Here is a 23,715-nt window from a genome sequence, read left to right as displayed (position 1 = left end):
CAAGCCCCAGCCTCTCGAGACGGTCATGAACGACGCCGACATCGATTCGGATGCGACCGACCGCATGCTGCTGCAGCGCATGGCCGTAGGCGATCGGACCGCGCTTGCCGTGCTGTACCGCAGCTACTACGGCAGGCTTTCCCGCTTTCTGGCGCGCCTGACCCGACGCTCCGACGTCATCGAGGAGGTCGTCAACGACTGTTTCTGGATCGCCTGGCAGAAGGCAGGCAGCTTCCACGGTGATTCGCGCGTGTCCACCTGGATCATCGGCATTGCGTACCGGTGCGGGCTGAAGGCGCTGCGCCAGCATGGCGATGAGCCGGTCGAAGACGACGTGCTGGTGCTCGATCGATTCCATGCCCACGACCCCGACGAGGATCGCGAGCTGCGCGACTGGCTGGCCAAGGGACTCAACCGCCTTACCGCGGACCAGCGGCTGGTCATCGAGCTGGTCTACGGCCTGGGACATACCCTGGACGATGTCGCGATCATCATGCAGTGCCCTGTCGGCACGGTGAAGGCGCGCCTGTTCCATGCGAGGGTCAAGCTACGCAACACACTGCCAGCGCTGGCCGGCGAACCAGTCAGGCAGAAGGAGAGCATGCCATGAAGCCTCCATCGGATCTCGGCAAGGATTGCGCCCGCTCGTGGGAGGTCATGCCTTGGGCGCTGCAGAATCGCGTCTCGCCAGCCGAGGACGAATGGCTGACGAGTCACCTCACGCAATGCGAGTCGTGCCGCAGCGAATTCGAACAGCAGAGCCGGCTGCGCATGGCGCTGACCCTGCCGCCAGACATTCCGCTCAATCCGGACGCCGGACTGCGACGCCTGTTGGCGCGCATCGATGCGCCGGATGCGCAGGAAACCTCGCAGCGCGCACGTGCGACGGGCTGGATCACCCGCACGCTGGTGGCCGCCGTGCTGGTGCAGGCGCTCGGCATCGGCGTGCTCGGCGTCAAACTGTGGTCGCAAAACGCGGTTCCCGTCTATCACACGCTGAGCCAGGCGAACCCGGCAGCGCCCGTGGGGGCGATCCACGTGGTGCCGGACGAGAGCATGCGTCTGTCCGACTGGAACTCCCTGCTGCATACCATGCACCTGCAGGTCGTGGGCGGCCCCAATGACGTGGGCGCCTACACCGTCGTATCCGTCGATACGTCACTTTCGCCGCGCGACACGCTGCAGAAGCTGCGCACCACCCAAGGCATACGCCTGGCCGAGCCCGTCGCCGCGGCCCCATGAAGCGCATCCTGACCATCCTCAGCCTGATGATGGTGATGGCCACGCTTGGCGCGTGCGCCCCGGCTCGTCCCACGGCGCCGAGCGTTTCGGCAACGCAGGGGCCGACGGTCGACGTAGCGGCGATGGACACCTCACGCGACATCGTGCTGGCGGTAGCCAACCCGATGGATCCACCGGCCATGCACGCGGGCTCCAACCTCGTCGGCTATGCATCGGCCGGCCACTACGGCGCCAGCCAGCGCGCGATCTCGACGCTCGACGCGCTGAAGTCGCGCTATGGCATCCACGAGGTCACCGGCTGGCCGATCAAGACCCTGGACCTCTACTGCATCGTGCTGGAGCCGCCCCCCGGCATGAGTCGCGATGCAATGCTGGCAACGCTGTCCCGAGACGAACGCGTGCAGCTCGCGCAACCGCTGCAGGACTATAAGGTCTACAGCGACGCCGCCCGGGATGCCCATCACTACAACGATCCTTACGCTGAGCTGCAGCGTGGCTTCGTCGAAACCGATGCGGCCCTGGCGCACCACTTCAGCCAGGGCGCCGGCGTCCACGTCGCCATCATCGACACCGGCGTGGACATGATGCATCCCGACCTCAGGGACAACATCCGCGAAGCACGCAACCTTGTCGACGACGACGTGGCGGCCTTCAACCGCGACAGCCATGGCACGGAAGTCGCCGGCATCATCACCGCCGAGGGCGACAACCATCAGGGCATCGTCGGCATGGCGCCCCACGCCGAGCTGAGCATCTACAAGGCGTGCTGGTACGCCCGAGCGCCTGGCGACGGCGCGCACTGCAACTCCTTCACGCTGGCCAAGGCGCTGGCTGCGGTGATGGACACCGACGCGCGCATCATCAACCTCAGCCTCGGCGGTCCCGCCGATCCGCTGCTCAACCGCCTGCTTGCCCAGTTGCTGCAGCAGGGTCGCATCGTGGTGGCGGCGCTGCCGCCGAAGGGCAACGGCATCGGCTTCCCCAGCGCCTTGCCGGGCGTCATCGTGGTGGGCGCCAGCGGCGGCCCGGCGGCGACGCCGGGCATGCTCAGCGCCCCGGGCAAGGACATCCTCACTACGCAGCCGGGCGGCGGTTACGACTTCACCTCGGGATCGTCGATGGCAGCCGCACATGTCAGCGGCATCGCCGCCCTGCTGCTGGCCATCGCGCCACGTCTGGACGGCGCCAAGGTCAACGAACTCCTGCAACGCAGCAGTGGATCAACCCATGGCGTCGAGGAGGTCAACGCCGCCTCGGCCGTGACGGCGCTGCGCGCCCAACAGCTGGCTGCGCACTGATGCGCGTGGACCTGCCGCACCCGACGGATCAGGCCGCGCTTGCCTGCGCGCACTCGCGGGGCATTTCATGAAAGGCCGTGAGCAGCCGGTCCATCCGCTGCCCGATGTGGCGATCGGGCCCGTGGTGCATCCACATGACGACCTCGACTGGGTGGGCATGGAAGGCATCGCCCTTCCGGTGAGCCTTGATGCCGGCGACGGCGAAAGGCAACGCGTCATCGCCAAGGTCGATGCCTTCGTCAATCTCGCCCGTGCCCGCCATCGCGGCATCCACATGTCGCGTCTGTATCTGCTGCTGGACGAACATCTCGGCGGAAAGAACATCGATCCGCCGACGCTGCTGGGCCTGCTGCAGGCGTTTGTGCAATCACACGCTGGCCTTGCCGACCGGGCTCGCCTTCGCATCCGCTTCGAGTTTCCGGTCCGTCGCGCCGCGCTGCGCAGCGGCCACCACGGTTGGCGCTGCTATCCGGTCGAGATCGAGGCCACGCTGGGCCCCGCGGAATTCACGCTCGAACTTGGCGCCGAAGTCGTTTACTCCTCGACCTGCCCGGCTTCGGCGGCGCTGTCGCGCCAACTGATCCAGCAGCAGTTTGCAAGGGATTTCCCGGCGGACCGGCCATTGGACCGGGCAACCATCATGACCTGGCTCGGCGACGAACAAGGCATCCTCGCCACTCCGCACGCCCAGCGCAGCACAGCCCATCTTCGCGTGCGGCTCGCCGAGGGGGCGGCGCTCCATCTGCTGAACCTGATCGACAGCGCCGAGCAGGCGCTGGGCACGCCGGTGCAGGCGGCCGTCAAGCGCGAGGACGAGCAGGCCTTTGCGCTGGCCAACGGTCGCAACCTCATGTTCTGCGAAGATGCCGCGCGCCGCCTGCGGCGGGTGCTCGACGCGATGCAAGGTGTCGCCAGTTATCGCATTCGCGTGGCGCACCACGAAAGCCTGCACGCGCATGACGCGGTGGCCTTCGCCAGCGGCGACTGCGCGGTTCGTTGATGGCCAACCGCGACGATGGCGGGCAGTTCGCTCGCCACCGCCGCAGCCAGCGGATCAGCCCACCACTTCCAGAGCCTCTGCGGCGGAAACGCGCTCCTGGTGCTCGCGGCACATCTGTTCCACCAGCGCCCGGTGGTCGGGCAGGTCATTGAGCGCGTAGCTGGCGGCTTGCTGGATGTTGGCGAACTCCTGCTTCGCCTCTTCGGTGCGCGTGTACAGGTGGCGCGTGGGCTCGAGGTCCGTGCGGAACTCCATGCCGTAAAGCACGTACTGCCAGCTGGAGACCATGAACATCTCCAGGTCGCTGACAAAATCCAGGCGATGCGGCGGACGCAGCTTCCACAGCGCGAGCTTGTCCTGCAGCGTCTGCGGGATGCTGATCGGATCGGTGTTGTCGATCCAGAACTGGGAGTCGCGGCGCTGGCTCAGGCAGTAATGCATCTTGATGAAATCGATGATGCGGTCGTAGCGCGCGATCATCATCTCGTTGTAATGGCGCGCCGCGCGTTCCATGTCGTGCGTGTCGCCCGGCAGCAGATGGGTCAGCAGGTAGGTGCCCAGCTCGACCAGGGCGATGCCGGTGGACTCCAGCGGCTCGACGAAGCCACCGGCCAGTCCCACGGCGACGCAGTTCTTGCGCCAGTGCTCCGGGCGATAACCGGTCTCGAACTTGATGTGCGTGGCCTGGATGCCGTCGGCGGCGGCGCCAAGGTACTGGCGGAATACATGCTCGGCCCGCTCCGCGTCGGTGTGGCGCGAGGAATACACGTAGCCGGCGCCCCGTCGGGTCTGCAGGCCGATGTCCCAGACCCAGCCCGCCTCCTGCGCGGTCGAAATCGTATAGGGCGGAATCGGCGTATCCGGCCGCTTGTACGGCACCTGGATCGCCACCGCGCGATCGGCGAACAGCACGTCGCGCCGGCTGCGGAACGGCGACTTCATCACGCCGCCGATGAGGCTGCCGCGTAGCCCGGTGCAATCGACGTAGAGGTCGGCGGTCAGTTCACCAAGTTCCTTGGTGACCACGCGCGCGATCGCGCCCTGCTCGTCCAGCTCGGTGCGCTCGACCGTCGCCAGATGGCGCTTGACGCCCAGCACCTGCTCGCCGTGCTCGGCCAGCACCTTGGCGAAATAGGCGGCGTCGAAATGGAAGGCGTGGTTCAACGGGCCCTGATAGTCGGCGTCCTTGGTGCGCTTGGGCCCCTTGCCGTGCTTCACCAGCCTGGCCTGCATGCTCACCGCGTCGGCGAACGTCGCGCCTTCCGGCGCGGCGCCCAGCAGCCAGTACGGCAGCAACTCGGGGCCACCCGGCCGCTGGCTCGGCATGCTGAAAGGATGGAAGAAATGATCGGCGCCCGGCGTGCCCGGCGGGCGCACCCAATGCCGGTAATGAATGCCCTGCTTGTAGGTCGCGGTGGCGCCCACCAGAAAGCGGCGCTCGTCCAGGCCGATGGCCGCGAGCGTGCCGCGGATCGACGGGAAAGTCGCCTCGCCCACGCCAAGCAGGCCGATGTTGGCCGATTCCACCAGGTGCACCTGCACGCTGTTCGGATCGACCGCATTCACCGCCTTCGCCAGATAGCACGCCGCCAGCCAACCGGCTGTGCCACCACCCACCACCAGCACTTTCTTCAGTTGCGCCATCTCGTGTTCCCTTGCGGCCAACGGCCCGCAGCAAACGTCATGTCCACCGGCGCAACAGCGGCGCTTTCCGTGTCGCGCCAGGCATCAATTCAAAAAGGGACCGGTTCCACACCCCACATGGGATCCGGCCAACGCGCCATTCATCGGGGAGAGGGCGCCGGCCTCGGCAGCAAGCGGAGGCCGGCTAGAACGGCAAACGGTCGGCGACGTACGACACACGGGGCGTCGCCGGGCAGTCCTTAGAACCACACTCCCAACTGGATGCCAAAGGTCAGCGGCGGCAGGTACTGCGACAGGTACTGGTAGCTGCCGTCCGGCATCACGAAACGCATGGCGCTCGTGCGGATCCTCTGGTCGGTGAAGTTCTGCACGTACGCGTTGACCCACCAGCGATCCTGCGGCTCGGTGTAGCGCAGCGACAGATCGCCCATGAAGTACGCCTTCTGCTGGTCGCCGGGACCCAGGTTGAACACGCTCAGCCACTGGGCGGTCTGGTATTCGCCGCTGAAGCGGGGCGTCAGCCGGCCGCCATTGCCCATGTGGAAGTCATGCTCGTAGATCGCGGTGAGCGAGAAGGTCGGTGCGTGCGCCAGCGTGTTGCCAGTGATGTTCATGCAGCTGGCGATGCCCGACTGCGGCGGACACGCCGGCAGGCCCTGGTAGTCGTTGCTGCCCGCGTACTGCAGCGAGCCCAGCGTCTTCTTCGGGATGATCGACGTCACCAGGGTGGCGCGGTCGTCCTGCTTCGAATACGCCAGTTCCGATTCCAGGCCGGCCACCGTGGTGCTGCCCTGCACGTTGGAGAAGCCCAGGCCGCGGTTGCCGTTCGGGTAGGTGATCGGCGCGGCAAGCTGGAAGTTCTTGAAGTCCTCGTAATAGGCCGCCGTGTTCCACGTCATGTGGCCGTCGAGGAAGGAGAACTTCGTGCCGATTTCGTAGTTGGTCAGCGTCTCGGGCTTGTACAGCGTGCCCGCGTCCTGCGTGCCGCCCGACTTGTAGCCGGTGGAGATGCTGCCGTACAGCAGGCCGTGCTCGCTGATGTCGGTATCCACGCGGGCCAGCCAGGTCAGCTCGTCATCGCTGTACTTGGCGTCGTTGTGGGTGGACACACTGAAGCCGGTGGCCGGGCTGGGAACGGTGCTGATGGCGATCGGGAACTGCGGCACGGTCGGGTCATACGCCCAACCCCAGTTGATGCCGCCTTCGTTCTTCTTCTCGTCATCGGACCAGCGCAGGCCGCCGGTCAGGCGCCAGCTGTCGGACATGTGCCAGGTGGCCTGTCCGAACACCGCGGAGGAATCGACCGTCTCCTTCGGCTGGATGAACGAGCCCTGCCACGAGACGGTGCCGTACTGCGTGCCGTTCATGATCGGGATGTCGAAGCGGATGTTGTTGTCTTCGTACGCGAAGTACGCGCCAACGATCCAGTCGACCGTCTGCTGCCCCACGGACTTCAGGTCCAGCTCGTTGGTGTAGCTCATGTAGTTCGACGAGTTGGTGCGGTCGTTCTGGTAGGTGGCGCCGGTGGTGAAGCTGGTCGGCACGCCCACGCCGCCGTCCTGGTCGAACTGGCTCTGGCCGGTAAAGTGGTTGTAGCCGGCGACGTAGCTGAGCTCCAGTCCGTCGTTGATGTTCCAGTCCATGCGACTGCGCAGCGTGCCTTCATTGCGATGCAGGTACGGTGCGGTATCGATCAGCGCCGACCAGAAGTTCTGCCCAGGACGCGGCGTCTGCATCAGGTTCATGTCCGGCGTGCCGCGATCGAGGAATTGCTCGTAAGAGAGATTCCAGCGGAACGCATCGCTCGGCTGCCACAGCGCGCTGACGCGGGCGGCGGACTGGTCCTGCGAGTTGTACTTCTGGGCGTTCTGCACGAACTGGCCCGGATCGATCGGCTTGAAGTTGGCGAGCGTGCCGCCGGACGCCAGGTAGGCCGTCTGCTGCTGCGCCACGGAGGGCAGCTCGCTGGCCGGGTTCTGGTAGTCGACGTAGCCGTCATGCTGCTGGTGCACGACCGCCACGCGCATGGCGAAGGTGCTGCTGATCGGCAGGTTCACCGCGGCGCGCGCGCCCATGGTGTTGTAGTTGCCCGCTTCGATCTGCGCGTTGCCGAAGAAGCCCGCGGTGAGATCCGGCTTGGCCGTCTGGAAGCTGATCGCGCCGGCGGTGGAGTTGCGGCCCCACAGCGTGCCCTGCGGGCCACGCAGCACTTCCACGGCGTCCATGTCGAACAGCAGGCCGGCGGCGGTTTCGGCGCGCGGCGCGTACACGCCGTCAACGAAGGTGGCCACTTCGGGGTCGGCGTATTCGGTCTTGGCGCTGTCGTTGCCGATACCACGCAAGGTCAGCGTCACCACGCCATGGTCGCCCTGGCTGGTGCCCTGCAGGCCCGGCACCAGCTTGGTCAGATCCTGCACCGTCATCACGCGCTCTTTCTCGAGCGTGTCGGGCGTGATCGCGGTGACGGCCACCGGCGTCCTCTGCAGCGGCGTCTCGCGCTTGGTGGCGGTCACCTGGATCGAATCCAGCTGTTTGACCTTACGCTCGGTGGGAGCCTGGTTCTGGGCCGACGAGTTCTGGGCCGATGAGTTCTGGGCCGACGAGTTCTGCGATGTCACATCCTGGTCTGCGGCGAGCACCGCGCCCGGAGCGAGCACGAGGCTCATGGCGACGTACAACGCCGAATAGCGCAACTTCATTGTCATCCCCTCTAAGTCATTCGATGGTCAAGTGCCACCGCCCCCCGACGGTGACGCGATTGTCTTAGTCCTCAGATGACAGCGCTGTCATTTACGCACGATGACAGCGCTGTCACTTGCGATCATAGACGGGTTCTTTCACATAAGCTTGACGCGTGGCAACAAGCCTATTTCACGCCTCAAGCCCTTGCTGCAACCTGCCTTGGGGGCCCTACTCGCCCCCGTCCTGCCATTTCATGATGCGATGCAAATAGACGTCTTGGCGTCCAACAACCTGCATCGCAACCTTGCACGAGCGGTTCCAGCCGCGTCCGTGTGCTACTTGGCGCAGTCCACGACACGGTCCACGTCCGTGCCCAGCGCGACGCGGTACAGCGCCAGCTGATCGCCCTTGCTGGCGCCAAGTACAAAGGGTTGATCGATGTGGTGCATGTCGGCGCCGGCCGCGCGGAAACACTTCAACGGCACGCCAAGCCGTACCCACTGGCCGGTGGTCAGGCCGGCGAGTTCCTCACCCAGCGCGACGCGACCCAGACAACCTTGCCCACATCCCATGCCGATCCATGCCGCGTGCGAGGCCAGCGCATCCACGCGCACCGTGGTCACCAGCATCACGTCGCCATTGGTCTGGCGGTCCAGATCCATCGGTGTGCTCGCGCGAATCGCCAGATGCGCGCCATCGCCGTCCCAGCTGAAGCGCCGCGCATCCTCCTGGGCCTTGAAGTCGATGGCGCCCATGCGCAGGCTGCCATCGCCCGAGTTGGCGCGCGACACGTCGCCAGGCGCCGCGACACCATCGCGACCGAACAGGGTGAGGGCATAACCATGCACGGCCTTGCCGCGATCCAGATAGTTGCCTACCGGAATCTGCTCACCGGTGATACCCGACACCTCAGGCAACGGCTTCAGGTTCGCGTGGTCGGCATAGCTTCGGCCAAAGCCCAGCGGAAACTGTGGCGCGCCCTGCCCCACGACGGCGGTGCTGGGCCAGGCGAAGGCGAGCTTGCCGCGGAAGTCGTGTGCAATGCTCCCGTCCCGTCCGCGCAACAGCACGTCGGCGACGCCACCGCCCTCACTGCCGGGCAGCCAGGCAGCCACGAAGGCGTCGGCCGCATTGATCTCGCGGTTGACCCACAGCGGACGCCCGCTGAGGAACACCGCCACCACTGGAATGCCCTCGCCGTGCAAGTGGCGGATCAACTCCAGATCGTGGTCGTCGCCCGGGCGGTACAACAGATTGGGAATATCGCCCTGGAACTCGGCATACGGATCCTCGCCGAACACCACCACCGCGACATCCGGCTTGTGCGTGTAGCGGCCATCCGCGGCGATCTCCACGGAGCCACCGGCGGCCTTCACCTGCTCGGTGAAACCCGCGGCTATCGTCTGCGCGCCCGGGAAATCTTCGTTCTTCAGGCCTGTGCCCTGCCAGTTGAGCGTCCAGCCACCGCTCTGGCGGGAGACGCTGTCGACCGCATCACCGGCCAGCAACAGGTGGCGACGCGGATCGATCGGCAGGACGCCATCGTTGTTCTTCAGCAGCACCAGCGACTCACGCACCGCGCGCCGAGCGAGTGCGCGATGCGCCGGACTGCCGACCACCTCAGCGGACTTCGCCGCCAGCGGCTGCGCCGACGGCAGGCCCGCTTCGAACAGACCGGCGCGGAACTTCACGCGCAGGATGCGCGCCACGGCGTCATCCACCCGCGCCATCGGAATGGCGCCGGATTTCACTTCCGCCAGCGTGTGCTCATACAGGCCACGCCAGCTGTCGGGCGCCATCAGCATGTCCATGCCGGCGTTGAAGGCGACCGCGCAATCCTCGTTGCTGCAGCCGGGCACCTGTCCGTGCGCGTTCCAGTCGCCGACCACGAAGCCCTGGAAGTCCATGCGGCCCTTCAGGACGTCGGTCAGCAACGCCTTGTTGCCGTGCATCTTCTGGCCGTTCCAACTGGAGAACGACGCCATCACGGTCTGCACGCCGGCATCGATGGCAGGCGGGTAGCCCGCCGCGTGCACCTTGATCAGGGTCGCCTCGCTGATCTGCGCATCGCCCTGGTCCTTGCCGTTGTGCGTGCCGCCGTCGGCGAGGAAGTGCTTTGCGGTGGCGACGGCGTGCGATGCATCGAGGAACTGCGGCGTGCCCACCTTGCCCTGCAGACCCTCGACCATGGCGCGGGAAAACTGGGCCACGATCTGCGGATCCTGCGAATAACCTTCGTAAGAGCGACCCCAGCGCACGTCCTGCGGCACGGTCACGGAAGGCGCGAACGTCCAGTTGAGTCCGGTCGCGCGCACCTCTTCCGCGGTGGCCTGGCCGATGTCATGGATCAGTTCGGGATCACGCGTGGCGCCCAGCGCCGAGTTCTGCGGGAACAGCGTCGCGCCCACCGCGCCGTTGTGCCCATGCACCGCGTCGACGCCGTACAGCAGCGGAATCGCCACGTGGCCGCCACTGGTGTCCATCGCAGCGCGATAGAACGCATCGGCCGACGCTTTCCACTGCGCGGGGTCGGCAAGCGGACGTGCGTCGGGCTTGGAATTGCCGCCGGCGAGGATCGAGCCGAGTCGATACTTGCGTACATCGTCAGGCGTGACGCTGAGGATGTCGGCCTGGATCAGCTGGCCGATCTTCTCCTCCACTGTCATCTTCGCCATCAGCGCGGACACGCGCTGTTCCAGCGCAGCGTCGGCGGCGAACGGCCAGGTCGCGCGCGGCCACTCGGCAGGATGCACGGTGGTCGCACTGGAGCCCCACGCCTTCGCGCCCGACAGGCAGGCAAGTGCAGCAGCAAGGACGGTCGGGGCACAACGCAAACGACGCAAAGACGCCAGCACGTATCTCTCCATCAACCTGATTGGAGGCTCCCCCCTCGGAGCCGGTCGACGGATCATGGCAGATATGACAGCGCTGTCATCTTGCACTGCATCAATTAAAAACACATGCAACTTATTGGTTACAAATGTTTTTAAATCGCCTTGGGGTCGGAAAGCGTACGCACCCGGATCAGGCCCGACCGCGCAGCGTGCTTGGGCTCAGGGAGCCGCAGCGGTCGACTCGCGCAATTGCAGCGCGTAGGGAACCTGCACCAGCAAGCCGGGACCGCGACCACGCAGACGCTCCATCAGCTGCAGCGCCGCAAGCTTGCCCATCTCGCGGCTGGGCTGCCGCACCGTGGTCAACGACGGCCACAGTTGCGTGGCCAGCGGCGTGTCGTCGAAGCCGCAGACCGACAGGTCGCGCGGCAGCTTGAGGCCACGCTCGTTGGCAGCCCACATCACACCCGCCGCCATGTCGTCATTGGAGGCGAAGATCGCCGTGGGCGGCTGCGGCAGCTCGAACAGCTGCCGCGCGGCGATCACGCCCGAGCCGAAGGTGAATTCGCCCTGCGCCACGTAAGACGGATCGAATTCGATGCCCGCCGCCGCCAGCGCTTCCTTGTAGCCGGCCAGACGCCAGCGGCTCGCGCCGTGGTTGGCGATGCCGACGATGTGCGCGATGCGCCGGTGGCCGAGCTCGACCAGATGATCCACCAGCGCCTTGGCCGCGTGCTGCTCATCCATGCACACGCCGATCGCGCCCTTGTGCTGCACCGGCGAAATGCTGGCGTGCGGCACGCCGTGTTCCTGCAGGCGCTGAAGCAACGGCGCGTAATCCGTGAGCGGCGGCGTGACGATGACGCCATCGATCTGGTGATCAGACACCAGCGCGTCGACGCGGCGGATGAAGTCCTGCCCGCGCGTGCGCAGCGGGCAGGCCATCATGCTGTAACGGTGCGCATCGCACGCATCGAGCACGCCGTCCTGCACCTCCGCCAGATAGGTCGAGGCGGGGTTGTCGTTGTTGTTGTAGAGCAAGGCCACCAGGAACGAGCGGCTGCCAGCCAGGCCGCGGGCTGCGGGGCTGGGCCGGTAGTTCATCGATTCCATCGCGGCGAGCACGCGCTGGCGCGTGGACTCCTTGACGGAGGCTTCCTCGTTGAGGACGCGTGACACCGTCTTGGGCGAGACGCCCGTCGCGCGTGCCACATCTTCCAGACGTACCCGCATGCTTGCTCCCGACTCCGCGCCTCCGCCGTCCGACTATGCCTCCCGCACCGTGACGTTTACAAGAACCTGTCACGTACGATTTTTAACACACACCCCCACGCCACCGAGGGCCCCCACTGGCAATCCACAGCCCCTAACATGGGCGTGTCGATTCAACCACCTGCCCGGGCTCCGCCATGCGTCATGACCATCCATCAGGCCTAGGTCCGAACGGGCGCCCGGGACTACCCGGTGGCCAGGGATGACGTCGGGTATCGATGTCGAGCCGCTGGCCGAGGACGCCTTGCTGTTGCGCTTCGGCGCCACGATCGATGCGGCGCTGAACGCGCAGGTTCATGCCGCCGCCGTACGCCTTCGCGCACACCTGCCCACGGTGGAATGCACGCCGGCCTACGCGAGCCTGTTGCTGCGTTTCGATCCGGCGGAGTGGAGCCGGGACGACGACGAGCCTCCGCTGCGACGTGTCCGTGAGGCCGCCCTCGCCTTGCTGGAAGGCGCCGCCTCTGTCGACGAGCAGCCGCGCAGCGTGGACATCCCGGTGCTGTATGGCGGCCCCGCGGGACCGGACCTCGCCGCGGTGTCCGCTCACAGCGGCCTGTCGATCGAGGAAGTGATTACCCGCCACACGGCGGCGACCTATAGCGTGGCGATGCTGGGCTTTGCACCCGGCTTTCCCTATCTGCTGGGCCTGGATCCCGCGCTGGCGATGCCGCGACGCGCCGATCCACGGCTGAGCGTGCCGGCAGGCAGCGTGGCCATCGGCGGTGTCCAGACCGGCATCTATCCCGAGGCGCTGCCGGGCGGCTGGCAGCTTATCGGGCGCACGCCGCTGCGCCTGTTCGATGTGCAGGCGCCATCGCCCTCGCTGCTGCGCCCGGGCGACCGCGTGCGCTTCCACGCCATCGACGAGGCTGCCTTCCAGCGACTGATCGACACACCGGGCGCCGTCCGATGAGCGTGCGCGTGCTGAAACCCGGCTTGTTGACCAGCTTGCAGGACAGCGGGCGACCCGGTCATGCGGCGCTGGGCGTGGGACGCGCCGGCGCCATCGATGGGCCGGCATGGCGCCTGGCCAATGCCCTGGTCGGCAATGCCGGCGATGAAGCGGCGCTCGAATTCACCCTGGTCGGTCCGGTGCTTCGCTTTGAACACGCCACCGTGATCGCGCTGACCGGCGCGCCGGTCGAGGCGCGCGTGGGTGGACAGTCCGTTCCGGGCTGGACCTGCTGCGCCCTGCCCGCCCGCAGCGAACTGCAGCTCGGCGGCATGCGGCAGGGCTGTCGCGGCTATCTCGCCGTACGCGGCGGCTTCGCCGTCGAACCGGTGCTGGGCAGCCGCAGCACCGACCTGCATGCGCGCCTGGGCCCCTTGCACGGCCGGGCGCTGCAGGCCGGCGACCGGCTGTCCGTCGGCGAGCACGCGAAATGGCGCGCACTGCGCGCGACGCATGCGCCTGTCCACTTGCCGTGGGGACTGGATCCGCAGCCATGGTTCGATTTTGCGCACGCGCCGCTGGCGCTGATGCGCGGACACCATTTCGATCAAATGGACGACGAGTCCCGACGAGCGCTGTTCAAGGCATGGTTCACCGTCAGCAAGGACAGCAACCGCACGGCCAGCCGCCTGGAAGGCCAGCGGCTGCAACTGCAGCAACCGCTGGAACTGATCTCCGAGGCCGCCCTGCCCGGCACGATGCAGCTGCCGCCGTCAGGCCAGCCGATCGTGCTGCAGGCTGAAGCGCCAGTCACCGGCGGCTATCCGCGCATCGGCCAGCTGGCCGCGGTGGATCTGGCCCGCCTCGCCCAGCGCAAGCCCAGCGATGCCGTATGCTTCCAGCCGACCACCCTGGAACAGGCCAGCGAGCGCCTGCTGCGCCGGCAACAACGCCTGCAACGCCTGCTCCGCGACATCGCCCAACGATTGGAAGATGCATGACCGCCGCCAAGACCATCGACATCAACTGTGACCTGGGCGAATCCTTCGGCCCATGGCGCATGGGCGACGACGACGCGCTGCTCGCGGTGGTCAGCTCGGCGAACATCGCCTGCGGCTTCCATGCCGGCGACCCGGACATCATGCAGCGCACGGTGGCGCTGGCGGTCGCGCACGGCGTGGCCATCGGCGCGCACGTCTCGCTGCCGGACCTGCAGGGATTCGGTCGCCGCGAGATGGCGGTGACTGCCGCCGAAGCGTATGCGCTGACGCTGTATCAGGTCGGCGCGCTGCACGCCTTTGCCCGCGCCGCCGGCGCCCGCCTGCGGCACGTCAAGCCGCACGGCGCCCTGTACAACATGGCCGCCCGTGACCACACGCTGGCCGCGGCGATTGCCCGTGCGGTGCGCGACTTCGATCCCTCCTTGTGGCTGTTCGGACTGGCCGGCTCGGCCCTGCTCGACGCGGGACGCGAAGCCGGCCTGCAGGTGGCTTCGGAGGCATTCGCCGATCGCGGCTACCGGGAGGATGGTTCGCTGCAGCCTCGTCGCGAACCGGGCGCCCTGATTACCGAAAACGACCTGGCCATTGCGCAGGCCATGGCGATGGCGCGCGAAGGCAAGGTGCGCGCCGTGGATGGCAGCATCGTCGAACTGCAGGCCGACACCTTGTGCGTGCACGGCGATGGCCCGCACGCGGTGGCCTTCGCCCGCAACCTGCGCGCCGCCCTGCTGGCCGCCGACATCGTGGTGGCCGCGCCGGGCGCCGACGCATGAACTACTGGCCCCTGCTGGGCGTCGCGGTGATCGTGGTCGGCTTCGCCCTGCGCTTCAACGCAGTGCCGGTGGTGGTGTGCGCCGCCCTGGTCAGCGGGCTGCTGGCGGGTTTGCCGGTGCCTGCACTGCTCGCGCTGCTCGGCAAGAGTTTCGTGTCGGCGCGCCTGCTGCTGCTGTTCGTGCTGACCCTGCCGGCGATCGGCCTGCTTGAGCACGCCGGCTTGCGCGAGCACGCGCAGCAATGGATGGCGCGATTGCGAGGCCTGACGCTGGCGCGCCTGCTGATCGGCTACCTGCTGGTGCGTGAGCTGCTGGCGATGTTTGGCCTCACCGGCGTGGCCGGCGCGGCGCAGACGGTTCGCCCGCTGCTCGCCCCCATGAGCGAAGCCGCCGCGGAGAAGATCCTTCCCTCTTTCGACGACCGCGACCGCGACGAGGTGCGCGCGATTGCCGCCGCCACCGACAACATCGGTCGCTTCTTTGGCGAGGATGTATTCATCGCGCTCGGCGCGGTGCTGCTGATCCAGGGCTTCTACGCCCAGCACGGCATCGATCTCACGCCGCTGTCGATTGCGCTATGGGCGCTGCCCACCGCGATCGCCGCCTTCATCATCCAGTCGGTGCGCATCTGGTTGTACCAGCGCCGCCTGCAGCGCCGCGCCGCCCTGTTGGGCAGCGCAAAGGCGGACTGAGCATGCTGCGCGTCGAATACGCCTACTGGCTGATGGCCCTGTTCCTGTTCTACACCGCGCTGCGCAACCTGCGCGAGCGGCAGTTCTGGCGCGCCGCCTTCTGGGCCCTGCTCGGCCTGCTGTTTGGCGGCGGCGATGCCGTACTGGCGCAGCAGGCCGCAGGCAACGCGCTTCCAGCCCAACTTGCCGGCGCCGCGGTGATCGGGCTGGCCCTGCTGGCGCCACGTCTGCGCCGCCACCCGCACGGCGATGGCGCCGATACCGCACGCCGCCAGCAGTCGGCGGCGCGGCTAGGCCACAAGCTGTTCATGCCCGCGCTGATGATTCCGCTGGTGACCCTGCTGGTGGCGCTGTTCGGCACGTACCTGTCGGTCGCTGGCCATGCGCTGTTCGCGCCCGCCCAGATGACGCTCACGGGGCTCACGCTGGCCTGCGTGCTCGCGTTGCTGGCCGCGGCGTGGGTGACGCGCACACCGGTGCACCAGGGCCTGGCGCAGGGCAGCCGCCTGCTCGACGCCATCGGCTGGGCCGCGCTGCTGCCGCTGCTGCTGGCGGCGCTCGGCCAGGTGTTCACTCAGAGCGGCGTGGGCGCCGAGATTGCCGCCCTGGCCACGGCCGTCTTGCCAAGCGGCAATGCGTTCGCCTGCCTGCTGGTGTTCGCGCTAGGCATGGTGCTGTTCACTGTGATCATGGGCAACGCGTTCGCGGCGTTCCCGGTGATGATGGCCGGCATCGGCCTGCCGCTGCTGGTGCACCAGTACGGCGCCAACCCGGCCATCCTTGGCTCGATGGGCATGCTCTGCGGTTATTGCGGCACACTGCTCACGCCGATGGCGGCCGATTACAACCTGGTGCCCGCCGCGCTGCTGGAGCTGCGCAACCCCTACGGCGTGATACGCGCACAATGGTGGAGCGCCGTGGGCATCTTCATCACCACCTTTCTCTGCATGTGGCTGCTGGTATTTCGCTGAAGGCCGCCAGGATTGACCCGTATGAGCAAGCATCACCGCATCCTGCTGACTGGCTTCACCCCGTTCGGTGATGAGGACATCAACCCTTCGTGGGAAGCCGTGCGCGCGCTGGATGGCAAGGCGATCGGCAACCACCGCGTGGTGGCGCGCCTGTTGCCCACGGCGTTTGCCGATTCGCAGCGCGAGCTGGCGCTGGCGGTGGCGGAGATCGAGCCCGACATCCTGCTCGGCGTCGGCCAGGCGGGCGGACGCAGCCGGCTGTCGATCGAGCGCGTGGCGATCAACGTGCAGGACGCACGCCTGCCCGACAACGCCGGCGCCCAACCGATTGACGAACCGGTGCTCGCGGGCGGACCCGCGGCCTACTTCAGCACGCTGCCGATCAAGGCCATGCTCGCCGCCCTGCTCGGCGCCGGCCTACCCGCGGAAATCTCCAACACCGCCGGCACCTATGTGTGCAACCACGTCGCCTACCTGATGCTGCACCTGGCCGCGCAGCACGCCGGTGTGCGCGCCGGCTTCATCCACATCCCCTACCTGCCCGAGCAGGCGGTGCGCCAGGCGCAGGCGCCGAGCATGGCGAAAGAGGACGTCGTTCGCGGACTGACCGTGGCGCTGCACGCCGCGGTCAGCCACCTGGTCGACGACAAGCTCGGCGCCGGCACGCTGGACTGACCCGTCGAGGTCAGTCGTCGATCGGATTCTGGAAGCGGGCCAGTTGCTGGCGCAGCGCGTCGTTGTCCTTGGTCAGTTCCTCGACCTGCGCGGTCAGTTCGGCCACGCGACGGCGCAGCGTGGGCAGGTCTTCCTGCGCCGTTGATTCGTCACCTTCCGCTTCCTTCGGCGGTCGACGCCGCGATTCGCGCACGCGCTTGGCGGCCTGCTTCAATTCATCGCTGCCGCCCTGGGCTGCGGCGCGTTGTTCTTCTTCCGGCAGGCTGGCCACCGCGGCGGCGGCATTGATCGACAGCGTGCCAGCTTTCACCGCCGCCACCACTTCCGGCGCGGCCTGCTTGTGGATCTTCTCGATGGCGACGACCTGGCTGTTGCTGATGCGCGCCTCGCGCGCGATCGCCTGACGGCTGGGCAGCGGCGCCGGCTTTGCCTCGTTCGCCGGCGCCGGCGCGGCTGGCTCGGATGACGGCTCAACCTCGGTGGCGGCCGATCCCGCCGCTTCGGTCTCGGTCACGGGTTCCGGCGTCGGCCTGGATGGCGCACGGCGCGCTGCAAGAATCTCTCGCTTGCGCAGCGCCAGCACGCCGCGCTGGAAGTCCGACACGCTGCGCCGTCCGAGATGCTGCTCGATCATCCACAGGTGCACGTCCTCCATGGAGGCGAAGCGCGTGTTCTGCACCGTCTGGAATGGCAGTCCGTGCTTCTGGCAGATGCCGAAACGGTTGTGGCCGTCGACCAGCACGTCGCCCCACAGCACGAGCGCGTCGCGGCAGCCCTCGGCGAGCAGGCTGCGCTCCAGCGCTTCGTATTCGTCGGCGGTGAGCGGGTCGATGTAGGCCTTGAGTTCTTCGTTGACGACGATGTCCATGGGTCGGGCGTGTGCGCAAAGGGGGCGGCATTGTAGAGAAGCGCGGTCTCAGATGCTGCACCGTGCCGTGCTGGTTCGCGCCGCTCTGCTAAGTTGCCGCTTCCCTTGACTCGAATGGATGCCCATGGATCACCTGCCGCGCCTCGCCCGCACCCTGCTGGCCCTTGCCCTGGTCGCCGCCCCGGCCTTGCAGGCCGACACGCCGGCCCACACGCCCACGGCGAAGGAGCTGCTCGGCAAGTCGAGCGCACAGGAATGGCGCGCGCCCGATCCGCAGAACCTGCTGGTGATGCAACTGCCGCAGGGCCAGGTGCTGATCGAACTGGCGCCGGACTTCACCCCGCTTCACGCCGCCAACATCCGCACCCTGGTGCGCGAGCACTATTTCGATGGCCTGGCCGTTGTGCGCGTGCAGGACAACTTTGTCACGCAGTGGGGCGACCCCGAGGACGACGACAACGGCGACAAGAGCAAGCTGCGCCCGCTCGGAAGCGCGAAAGCCAAGCTGCCGCCGGAGTACACGCGCGCGCTCGACCCGAACCTGCCATTCACGCCACTGCCCGACGGCGACGTCTACGCGCCGCAGGTAGGCTTTTCCGAAGGTTTCCCGGTGGGGCGCAATCCGGCTGCCAGGCAGGAATGGCTCACCCACTGCTACGGCATGGTCGGCGTCGGGCGAGACAACGAGCCTGATACCGGCAATGGCAGTGCGCTGTACGTGGTGATCGGGCAGGCCCCTCGCGGGCTGGATCGCAATCTTGCCGTGGTCGGTCGCGTGCTGAAGGGCATGGAGTACCTGTCCGGCCTGCCTCGCGGCGCCGGCCCACTGGGCTTCTACGAGAAACCCGAGCAACGCCTGCCGATCCGCTCGGTGCAGTTGGCCTCGGAGCTGCCGCCTTCGCAGCGCCCCGACATCGAGGTGCTGCGCACCGACAGCGCCACCTTTGCCGCCCTGATCGACGCCAAGCGCAATCGCCGCGACGACTTCTATCGCAATCCGGCCGGCAAGATCGACCTGTGCAGCGTCACCATTCCCGTGCGCGAGGCCAAGGCCCGGCCCTGAGCACCGAGTCGTCACTGCCCCTTTGAACGCCGGCCTCGCGCCGGCGTTCTCGTTTCAGGCCTTGCACTTGCCCCGGCTCTAGTTTCGATATATCGTTTTCAAATCGATATATCGAAACGAAGTCCGTCATGCGCCCCCTCCACCACTCCGCCAGGCATACCGAACGCGAGACCCCAGAGCCCCGCGGCGGCTCCCGCCTGCTCGGTCACGGCGACCTCAAGCTGTTGCTGCTGGCCCTGATCGAACAGCAACCGCGGCACGGTTACGAGTTGATCCGCCTGATCGGCGAGATGTTCCATGGCCACTACACGCCCAGCCCCGGCGCGATCTACCCCACCCTGACCCTGCTCGAAGAGCTGGGCCAGATCGGCGTCGAGCAGGCCCATGGCAACCGCAAGCGTTATGCGCTGACCGACGCCGGCCATGCGTTCCTCGCCGACAACCAGGATGCGGTCGAGGCGATGACGTTGCGCACCCGTCACGCCGCGCGCACCGCGGCCAAGATGGCCATGCCACCCGCCGTGCGGCAGGCCATGCACGAGCTCAAGCACGCGCTGATGTCGCGCGGCAAGGGATGGAATGCCGCCGAAGCGCGTCGCGTCGCCGCGCTGCTGGAACACACCGCCCACGCCATTGCCCATCCTCCCGAAGACTGAGCGCCTCCTCCCCATCCCCTTATCGCGAGACTCCCCATGACCCGCCATGCCCATCAGATACAGCGCCACACCGTCGTCCTGCGCGAGATCGAGGTGCTGCGCGTGGAGCGCGTGTCGCCCTACATGCAGCGCGTGGTGTTTGGCGGCGAGTCGCTGCGCGGCTTCCTGAGCGCCTCGCCGGATGACCATGTGAAGCTGTTCTTCCCGAATGCGCAGGGCAAGCTGGTGCTGCCGACACCAGGTCCGGGACGCCTGGAGTTTCCTGATGGCGAGGAGCCGTCGCCGATGCGCGACTACACGCCCCGCCATTTCGACGACGAATTCAACGAACTGACCGTGGACTTCGTGCTGCATGGCGACGGCCCCGCAGCGCTGTGGGCGGCGCAGGCGGCGCCAGGCCAACGCATCGGCGCCGGTGGGCCACGTGGGTCCTTCATGGTCGCCGACGATTTCGACCACTACATCATGATCGGCGATGAAACCGCGTTGCCCGCGATCGGCCGTTGGCTGGACGAATTGCCCTACGGCGTACGCGCGACCGCCCTGGTGGAAATACCCGGCAGCGCCGATCGCCAGCCGCTCAGCTCACGCGCGGAGATCGAGCTGAGCTGGTTCGAGCGCGATGGCGCGGATGCGGCGAGCAGCCAGCTGCTGGAGCAGGCGCTTGAGCGACTGACGCTGCCGCGCGGTGATGCGTTCTGGTGGATCGCCGCCGAATCGGGACGTGCGCGCCGCATGCGCAAGTACCTGACCGAGGAAGTGGGCGTGCCCAAGGAGTGGGTGCGCGCCACCGGCTACTGGAAGGCAGAGGGCACGGTGGACGCCGACGAAGAATGATTGGCATGAATTCCTGCTGAGCGGAAAACGGCGTCACCACGAAAATTTGCCGCGCGTACCGCTATCACAGGGTTCACCGGCCGGCTTCCACCTGCCGGGACGGAGAGGCAGATGGCCTGGCCCCGAGCCGGTTTGAAGTGGTACCTGTATGCGCCGCTCATCGTCGTGGCGCTGCTGCTCGCAGCAGCGGTGGTTCTGATCGACACCTTCGACTGGAACCGGCTCAAGCCCACCATCGATGCGCGCGTCAGCGAGGCCATTGGACGTCCGTTCACGATTCAGGGCGACATCGATGTGACCTGGGCGCGCGAGCCCAACCAGACCGGGCTGGCCAGCCTCGTGCCGTGGCCCATGCTCGAAGCGCGCGATATCGCGATCAGCAACCCCGATTGGGCCAGGCAGCCGCAGTTCGCCCAGCTCGATGCCGTGCGCTTCCGTCTCGCGCCACTGGCGCTGCTGGCCCATCGTGTGGAAATTCCCACGCTGCACCTGGTGCATCCACGCATCGACCTTGAGCGCGATGCGCAAGGACGCGCCACCTGGGACTTCACCTTTCCCACCAGCACGCAACCATCGGCGTGGACGATCGACCTGCGCGCCATCGGCTTTGATCGTGGGGAGATCGCCGTGGACGACGCGACCGGCAAGGTGAAGCTGCAGATCGCGGTGGAGCCGCTGGAGCGCGCCGTGCCTTACGACGAGATCGTCGCGCAGCAGTCCTCGGAGGCGCGCCAGCAGGCTGGCCGCACGGTGGGCGCCGAATCCACCAAGGCCCTGGCGCGGGCCAGCACGAACGAACAAGCCCAGCCGCGCGGCACCAGCGCGGCCTATCAGTTCGCATGGCAGGCCGAAGGCCACTACAAGGGCCTGCCCACCAAGGGCAGCGGCAAGATCGGCGCGGTGCTTGCATTGCAGGAGACGGACCAGCCGTTTCCAGTCCAAGCCAAAATCTTCGTGGGAGACAGCCACATCGCCCTGGTAGGCACCCTGACCGATCCGCTGCACCTCGCCGCACTGGACATCCGCCTGTGGTTCTCCGGCAGCAGCATGGCCAAGCTCTATCCACTGCTCGGCGTCACCCTGCCCGACACGCCGCCCTACGCCACCGAAGGCCATTTGCAGGCGAACCTCGGGCGCCAGGGCAGCCACTTCAGCTACCAGGACTTCAGGGGCCGCGTCGGCGGCAGCGACCTGGCGGGCGACCTCGTCTTCGACACCAGCGGCGCGCGCCCCAAGCTCAGCGGCAAGCTCAGCTCGCACCTGCTGCGTTTCGCGGACCTGGCGCCCCTGATCGGCGCGGACACCAACGCAGAGAAGCAGCAACGCGGTGACGCCGTCGAGCAGCCGGCAGACAAGGTGCTGCCGGTGGAACCGTTTCGCACGGACCGCTGGCGCGCCATGGACGCCGATGTCAGCTTCAGCGCGGGGCGCATCGAGCGCAGCGCGGCCTTGCCAATCAACGCACTGTCCACCCATCTGGTCATGGATGGCGGCGTGTTGCGGATGGATCCGCTCGCCTTCGACCTGGCAGGAGGCAACGTGAGCAGCAACCTGCGGCTGGACGGCGGCAAGGCGCCCATGCAGGGCGCCATCCAGCTTCGGGCCCGGCACCTCAAGCTCACCCAGCTGTTCCCGACGTTCGAGCCGATGCGCACCAGTTTCGGTGAAATCAACGGCGACGCCGCGCTGGATGCGCGTGGCAACTCGGTAAGCGCCCTGATGGGCACGTCCACCGGCGAAGTGAAGCTGCTGATGAACGATGGCGCGATCAGCAAGACGCTGCTGGAAACGGCGGGCCTCAACGTGGCGAACATCGTCATCGGCAAGCTGTTTGGCGACAAGACGGTGAAGATCAACTGCGCCGCCGCCGACTTTGCCGCGAGCAACGGCCTGTTCCAGTCCCGCCTGTTCGTGCTCGACACCGAGGACGCCGTCATCAACGTCAACGGCTCGATCGACTTCGCCAGCGAGAAGCTGAACCTTGATATCCATCCCAACTCCAAGGGCGTGCGCATCATCTCGCTGCGCTCGCCGCTGTACGTGAAGGGCACACTGAAAAATCCCGACGTGGGTGTGCAGCCGGGACCGCTGATCCTTCGCGGCGGTGGCGCGCTGGCGCTGGGCGTGCTGGCCGCCCCAGTCGCCGCCCTGCTCCCGCTGGTCGCCACCAGCAAGGAGCAGCCGGACAACACCTGCGTCGCCGTGCTCGAGCAGATGCGTAGCCCCTCAAAGGCGAAGCCGCCGCCGCAAGTTCCCAAGGGCCGGCCTGCTACTGCGCACTGAACCGCACATCCGCGCCGCCAAGGTCCCCCGACGACCCAGACTCGCCGCTAGAATGCAGCGCTCTTGTCGCTGTTGATGCCCGTCCATGCAATCCGTCACCAAGGCCCGCTGGCAGATCCATTTCTGCGTCCTGCTCTGGGGCTTCACCGCCATCCTCGGCAAGCTGATCACCCTGCCCGCCCTGCCGCTGGTCTGGTGGCGCATGCTGCTGGTGACCACCGCGCTGCTGCTGATGCCCAAGGTATGGCGCGGGTTGAAGGCCATGCCGATGCGGCTGCGTCTGGCGTACGCGGGCATCGGTGTGCTGGTGTCGCTGCACTGGCTGACCTTCTATGCCGCGATCAAATTGGCCAATGCCTCGGTGGGCGCCACCTGCATCGCGCTGGGGCCGGTGTTCCTCTCGCTGGTCGAGCCGTGGATCGCCAAACGCAAATTCGACCCGCGCGAGCTGCTGATCGGCGTGGCGGTGGTGCCGGGCGTGGCGATGGTGGTCGGCGGCGTGCCGGTGGAGATGCGCGCCGGCATCGCGGTGGGCACGCTCTCGGCGTTGCTGGTCGCCCTGTTCAGCTCGTTCAACAAGCGCCTGGTCGAACACGCCGATCCGCTCACCGTCACCTGCATCGAACTGGGCACCGGCACGCTGTTCCTCACCCTGCTCGCGCCCTTGCTGCCGCATGCGGGCGCGGCCTTCGTGCTGCCCAGCCTGCACGACGCAACCCTGCTGCTGTTGCTGTCGTTCGGCTGCACGCTGCTGCCCTTTGCGCTGGCGCTGGTCGCGCTGCGGCACATGAGCGCCTTCGGCACGCAGATGGTGACCAACCTCGAACCGGTCTACGCCATCGTGCTGGCCATCGTGCTGCTGGGCGAGCAGCGTGAACTGGACAGCTGGTTTTACGCCGGCGTGGCGGTGATCCTCTGCGCGGTCTTCATGCATCCCCTGCTCACGCGGCGCCGAGCCAAGCCGAGCCAGCCGGAGCTGCTTGGCACCGCCGAAAGCCACAGCGTGGTGGAGTAAGCGCGCCCCAGCTC

20 protein-coding genes are annotated in these 23,715 nt (G+C 67.2%); 15 read left to right on the top strand and 5 right to left on the bottom strand.

Annotated features, from left to right (window positions below; translation table 11 throughout):
* Positions 1-25 precede the first annotated feature (25 nt).
* From DVT68_RS12945 to folE2, 4 genes are all read left to right on the top strand, one after another.
* Positions 26-610, top strand: coding sequence for an RNA polymerase sigma factor (locus tag DVT68_RS12945; RefSeq protein ID WP_114825509.1), 585 nt, complete (start codon positions 26-28; stop codon positions 608-610).
* Positions 607-1,242 (top strand): anti-sigma factor family protein, encoded by a 636-nt coding sequence (locus DVT68_RS12940; RefSeq protein WP_114825508.1) that lies wholly within the window; start codon positions 607-609, stop codon positions 1,240-1,242. The genes DVT68_RS12945 and DVT68_RS12940 overlap by 4 nt, the downstream gene beginning before the upstream one ends.
* Positions 1,239-2,540 carry a S8 family serine peptidase gene (locus DVT68_RS12935; protein WP_114825507.1) on the top strand — a complete coding sequence of 434 codons (1,302 nt, stop codon included), beginning with the start codon at positions 1,239-1,241 and terminating at the stop codon, positions 2,538-2,540. The genes DVT68_RS12940 and DVT68_RS12935 overlap by 4 nt, the downstream gene beginning before the upstream one ends.
* Positions 2,541-2,607: 67 nt before the next feature.
* Complete coding sequence (folE2, locus tag DVT68_RS12930) at positions 2,608-3,540, top strand: GTP cyclohydrolase FolE2 (protein WP_114825506.1); 933 nt, start codon at positions 2,608-2,610, stop codon at positions 3,538-3,540.
* Positions 3,541-3,594: 54 nt separating this feature from the next.
* Here the strand turns inward: folE2 and DVT68_RS12925 are convergent, their stop codons facing one another.
* The 4 genes from DVT68_RS12925 to DVT68_RS12910 all read right to left on the bottom strand — a co-directional run bounded on the left by DVT68_RS12925 (position 3,595) and on the right by DVT68_RS12910 (position 11,933).
* Complete coding sequence (locus DVT68_RS12925) at positions 3,595-5,184, bottom strand: tryptophan halogenase family protein (RefSeq protein ID WP_114825505.1); 1,590 nt, start codon at positions 5,182-5,184, stop codon at positions 3,595-3,597.
* Between the two features lie 239 nt (positions 5,185-5,423).
* Positions 5,424-7,883 carry a TonB-dependent receptor gene (locus tag DVT68_RS12920; protein WP_114825504.1) on the bottom strand — a complete coding sequence of 820 codons (2,460 nt, stop codon included), beginning with the start codon at positions 7,881-7,883 and terminating at the stop codon, positions 5,424-5,426.
* Between the two features lie 318 nt (positions 7,884-8,201).
* Positions 8,202-10,778 carry a glycoside hydrolase family 3 protein gene (locus tag DVT68_RS12915; protein ID WP_425477503.1) on the bottom strand — a complete coding sequence of 859 codons (2,577 nt, stop codon included), beginning with the start codon at positions 10,776-10,778 and terminating at the stop codon, positions 8,202-8,204.
* Between the two features lie 141 nt (positions 10,779-10,919).
* Positions 10,920-11,933, bottom strand: a complete 1,014-nt coding sequence (locus tag DVT68_RS12910) for a LacI family DNA-binding transcriptional regulator (RefSeq protein WP_114825502.1) — start codon at positions 11,931-11,933, stop codon at positions 10,920-10,922.
* A gap of 241 nt (positions 11,934-12,174) precedes the next feature.
* Between DVT68_RS12910 and pxpB the strand changes: the two genes are divergently transcribed.
* The 6 genes from pxpB to pcp are packed head-to-tail and all read left to right on the top strand — an operon-like array spanning position 12,175 to position 16,979.
* Positions 12,175-12,888, top strand: a complete 714-nt coding sequence (gene pxpB / locus DVT68_RS12905) for a 5-oxoprolinase subunit PxpB (RefSeq protein ID WP_114825501.1) — start codon at positions 12,175-12,177, stop codon at positions 12,886-12,888.
* The gene (locus DVT68_RS12900) at positions 12,885-13,868 is read left to right on the top strand and encodes a 5-oxoprolinase subunit C family protein (protein WP_114825500.1); all 984 of its coding nucleotides are present in this window, start codon (positions 12,885-12,887) and stop codon (positions 13,866-13,868) included. The genes pxpB and DVT68_RS12900 overlap by 4 nt, the downstream gene beginning before the upstream one ends.
* Complete coding sequence (locus DVT68_RS12895; RefSeq protein ID WP_114825499.1) at positions 13,865-14,641, top strand: LamB/YcsF family protein; 777 nt, start codon at positions 13,865-13,867, stop codon at positions 14,639-14,641. Before DVT68_RS12900 ends, DVT68_RS12895 begins: the two co-directional genes overlap by 4 nt.
* Positions 14,638-15,333, top strand: coding sequence for a DUF969 domain-containing protein (locus tag DVT68_RS12890; protein ID WP_114825498.1), 696 nt, complete (start codon positions 14,638-14,640; stop codon positions 15,331-15,333). The genes DVT68_RS12895 and DVT68_RS12890 overlap by 4 nt, the downstream gene beginning before the upstream one ends.
* Before the next feature lie 2 nt (positions 15,334-15,335).
* Positions 15,336-16,304 (top strand): 5-oxoproline transporter, DUF979 family subunit, encoded by a 969-nt coding sequence (locus tag DVT68_RS12885; protein ID WP_114825497.1) that lies wholly within the window; start codon positions 15,336-15,338, stop codon positions 16,302-16,304.
* A gap of 21 nt (positions 16,305-16,325) precedes the next feature.
* The gene (pcp, locus tag DVT68_RS12880; protein ID WP_114825496.1) at positions 16,326-16,979 is read left to right on the top strand and encodes a pyroglutamyl-peptidase I; all 654 of its coding nucleotides are present in this window, start codon (positions 16,326-16,328) and stop codon (positions 16,977-16,979) included.
* A gap of 10 nt (positions 16,980-16,989) precedes the next feature.
* On the opposite strand, the gene DVT68_RS12875 is transcribed toward pcp, so the two are convergent.
* Complete coding sequence (locus tag DVT68_RS12875; protein ID WP_114825495.1) at positions 16,990-17,847, bottom strand: plasmid replication/partition related protein; 858 nt, start codon at positions 17,845-17,847, stop codon at positions 16,990-16,992.
* 118 nt (positions 17,848-17,965) lie between these two features.
* Here DVT68_RS12875 and DVT68_RS12870 point away from each other — a divergent pair, with 118 nt between their 5' ends.
* From DVT68_RS12870 to DVT68_RS12850, 5 genes are all read left to right on the top strand, one after another.
* Positions 17,966-18,910, top strand: a complete 945-nt coding sequence (locus DVT68_RS12870) for a peptidylprolyl isomerase (RefSeq protein WP_425477501.1) — start codon at positions 17,966-17,968, stop codon at positions 18,908-18,910.
* A 128-nt stretch (positions 18,911-19,038) separates the two neighbouring features.
* Positions 19,039-19,566, top strand: coding sequence for a PadR family transcriptional regulator (locus DVT68_RS12865; RefSeq protein WP_114825493.1), 528 nt, complete (start codon positions 19,039-19,041; stop codon positions 19,564-19,566).
* A gap of 36 nt (positions 19,567-19,602) precedes the next feature.
* A complete protein-coding gene (locus DVT68_RS12860) occupies positions 19,603-20,403 on the top strand; it encodes a siderophore-interacting protein (protein WP_114825492.1) in 801 nt (266 codons plus the stop codon).
* A gap of 111 nt (positions 20,404-20,514) precedes the next feature.
* Positions 20,515-22,686 (top strand): AsmA family protein, encoded by a 2,172-nt coding sequence (locus DVT68_RS12855; RefSeq protein WP_114825491.1) that lies wholly within the window; start codon positions 20,515-20,517, stop codon positions 22,684-22,686.
* Between the two features lie 85 nt (positions 22,687-22,771).
* A complete protein-coding gene (locus DVT68_RS12850; protein WP_114825490.1) occupies positions 22,772-23,701 on the top strand; it encodes a DMT family transporter in 930 nt (309 codons plus the stop codon).
* Positions 23,702-23,715: the final 14 nt, after the last annotated feature.

It is taken from the genome of Dyella solisilvae, from assembly GCF_003351225.1.
GTDB lineage: Bacteria > Pseudomonadota > Gammaproteobacteria > Xanthomonadales > Rhodanobacteraceae > Dyella > Dyella solisilvae.
The sequence above is the reverse complement of the archived record's forward strand: the minus strand, read 5'-3'. Positions and strand labels throughout refer to the sequence as shown.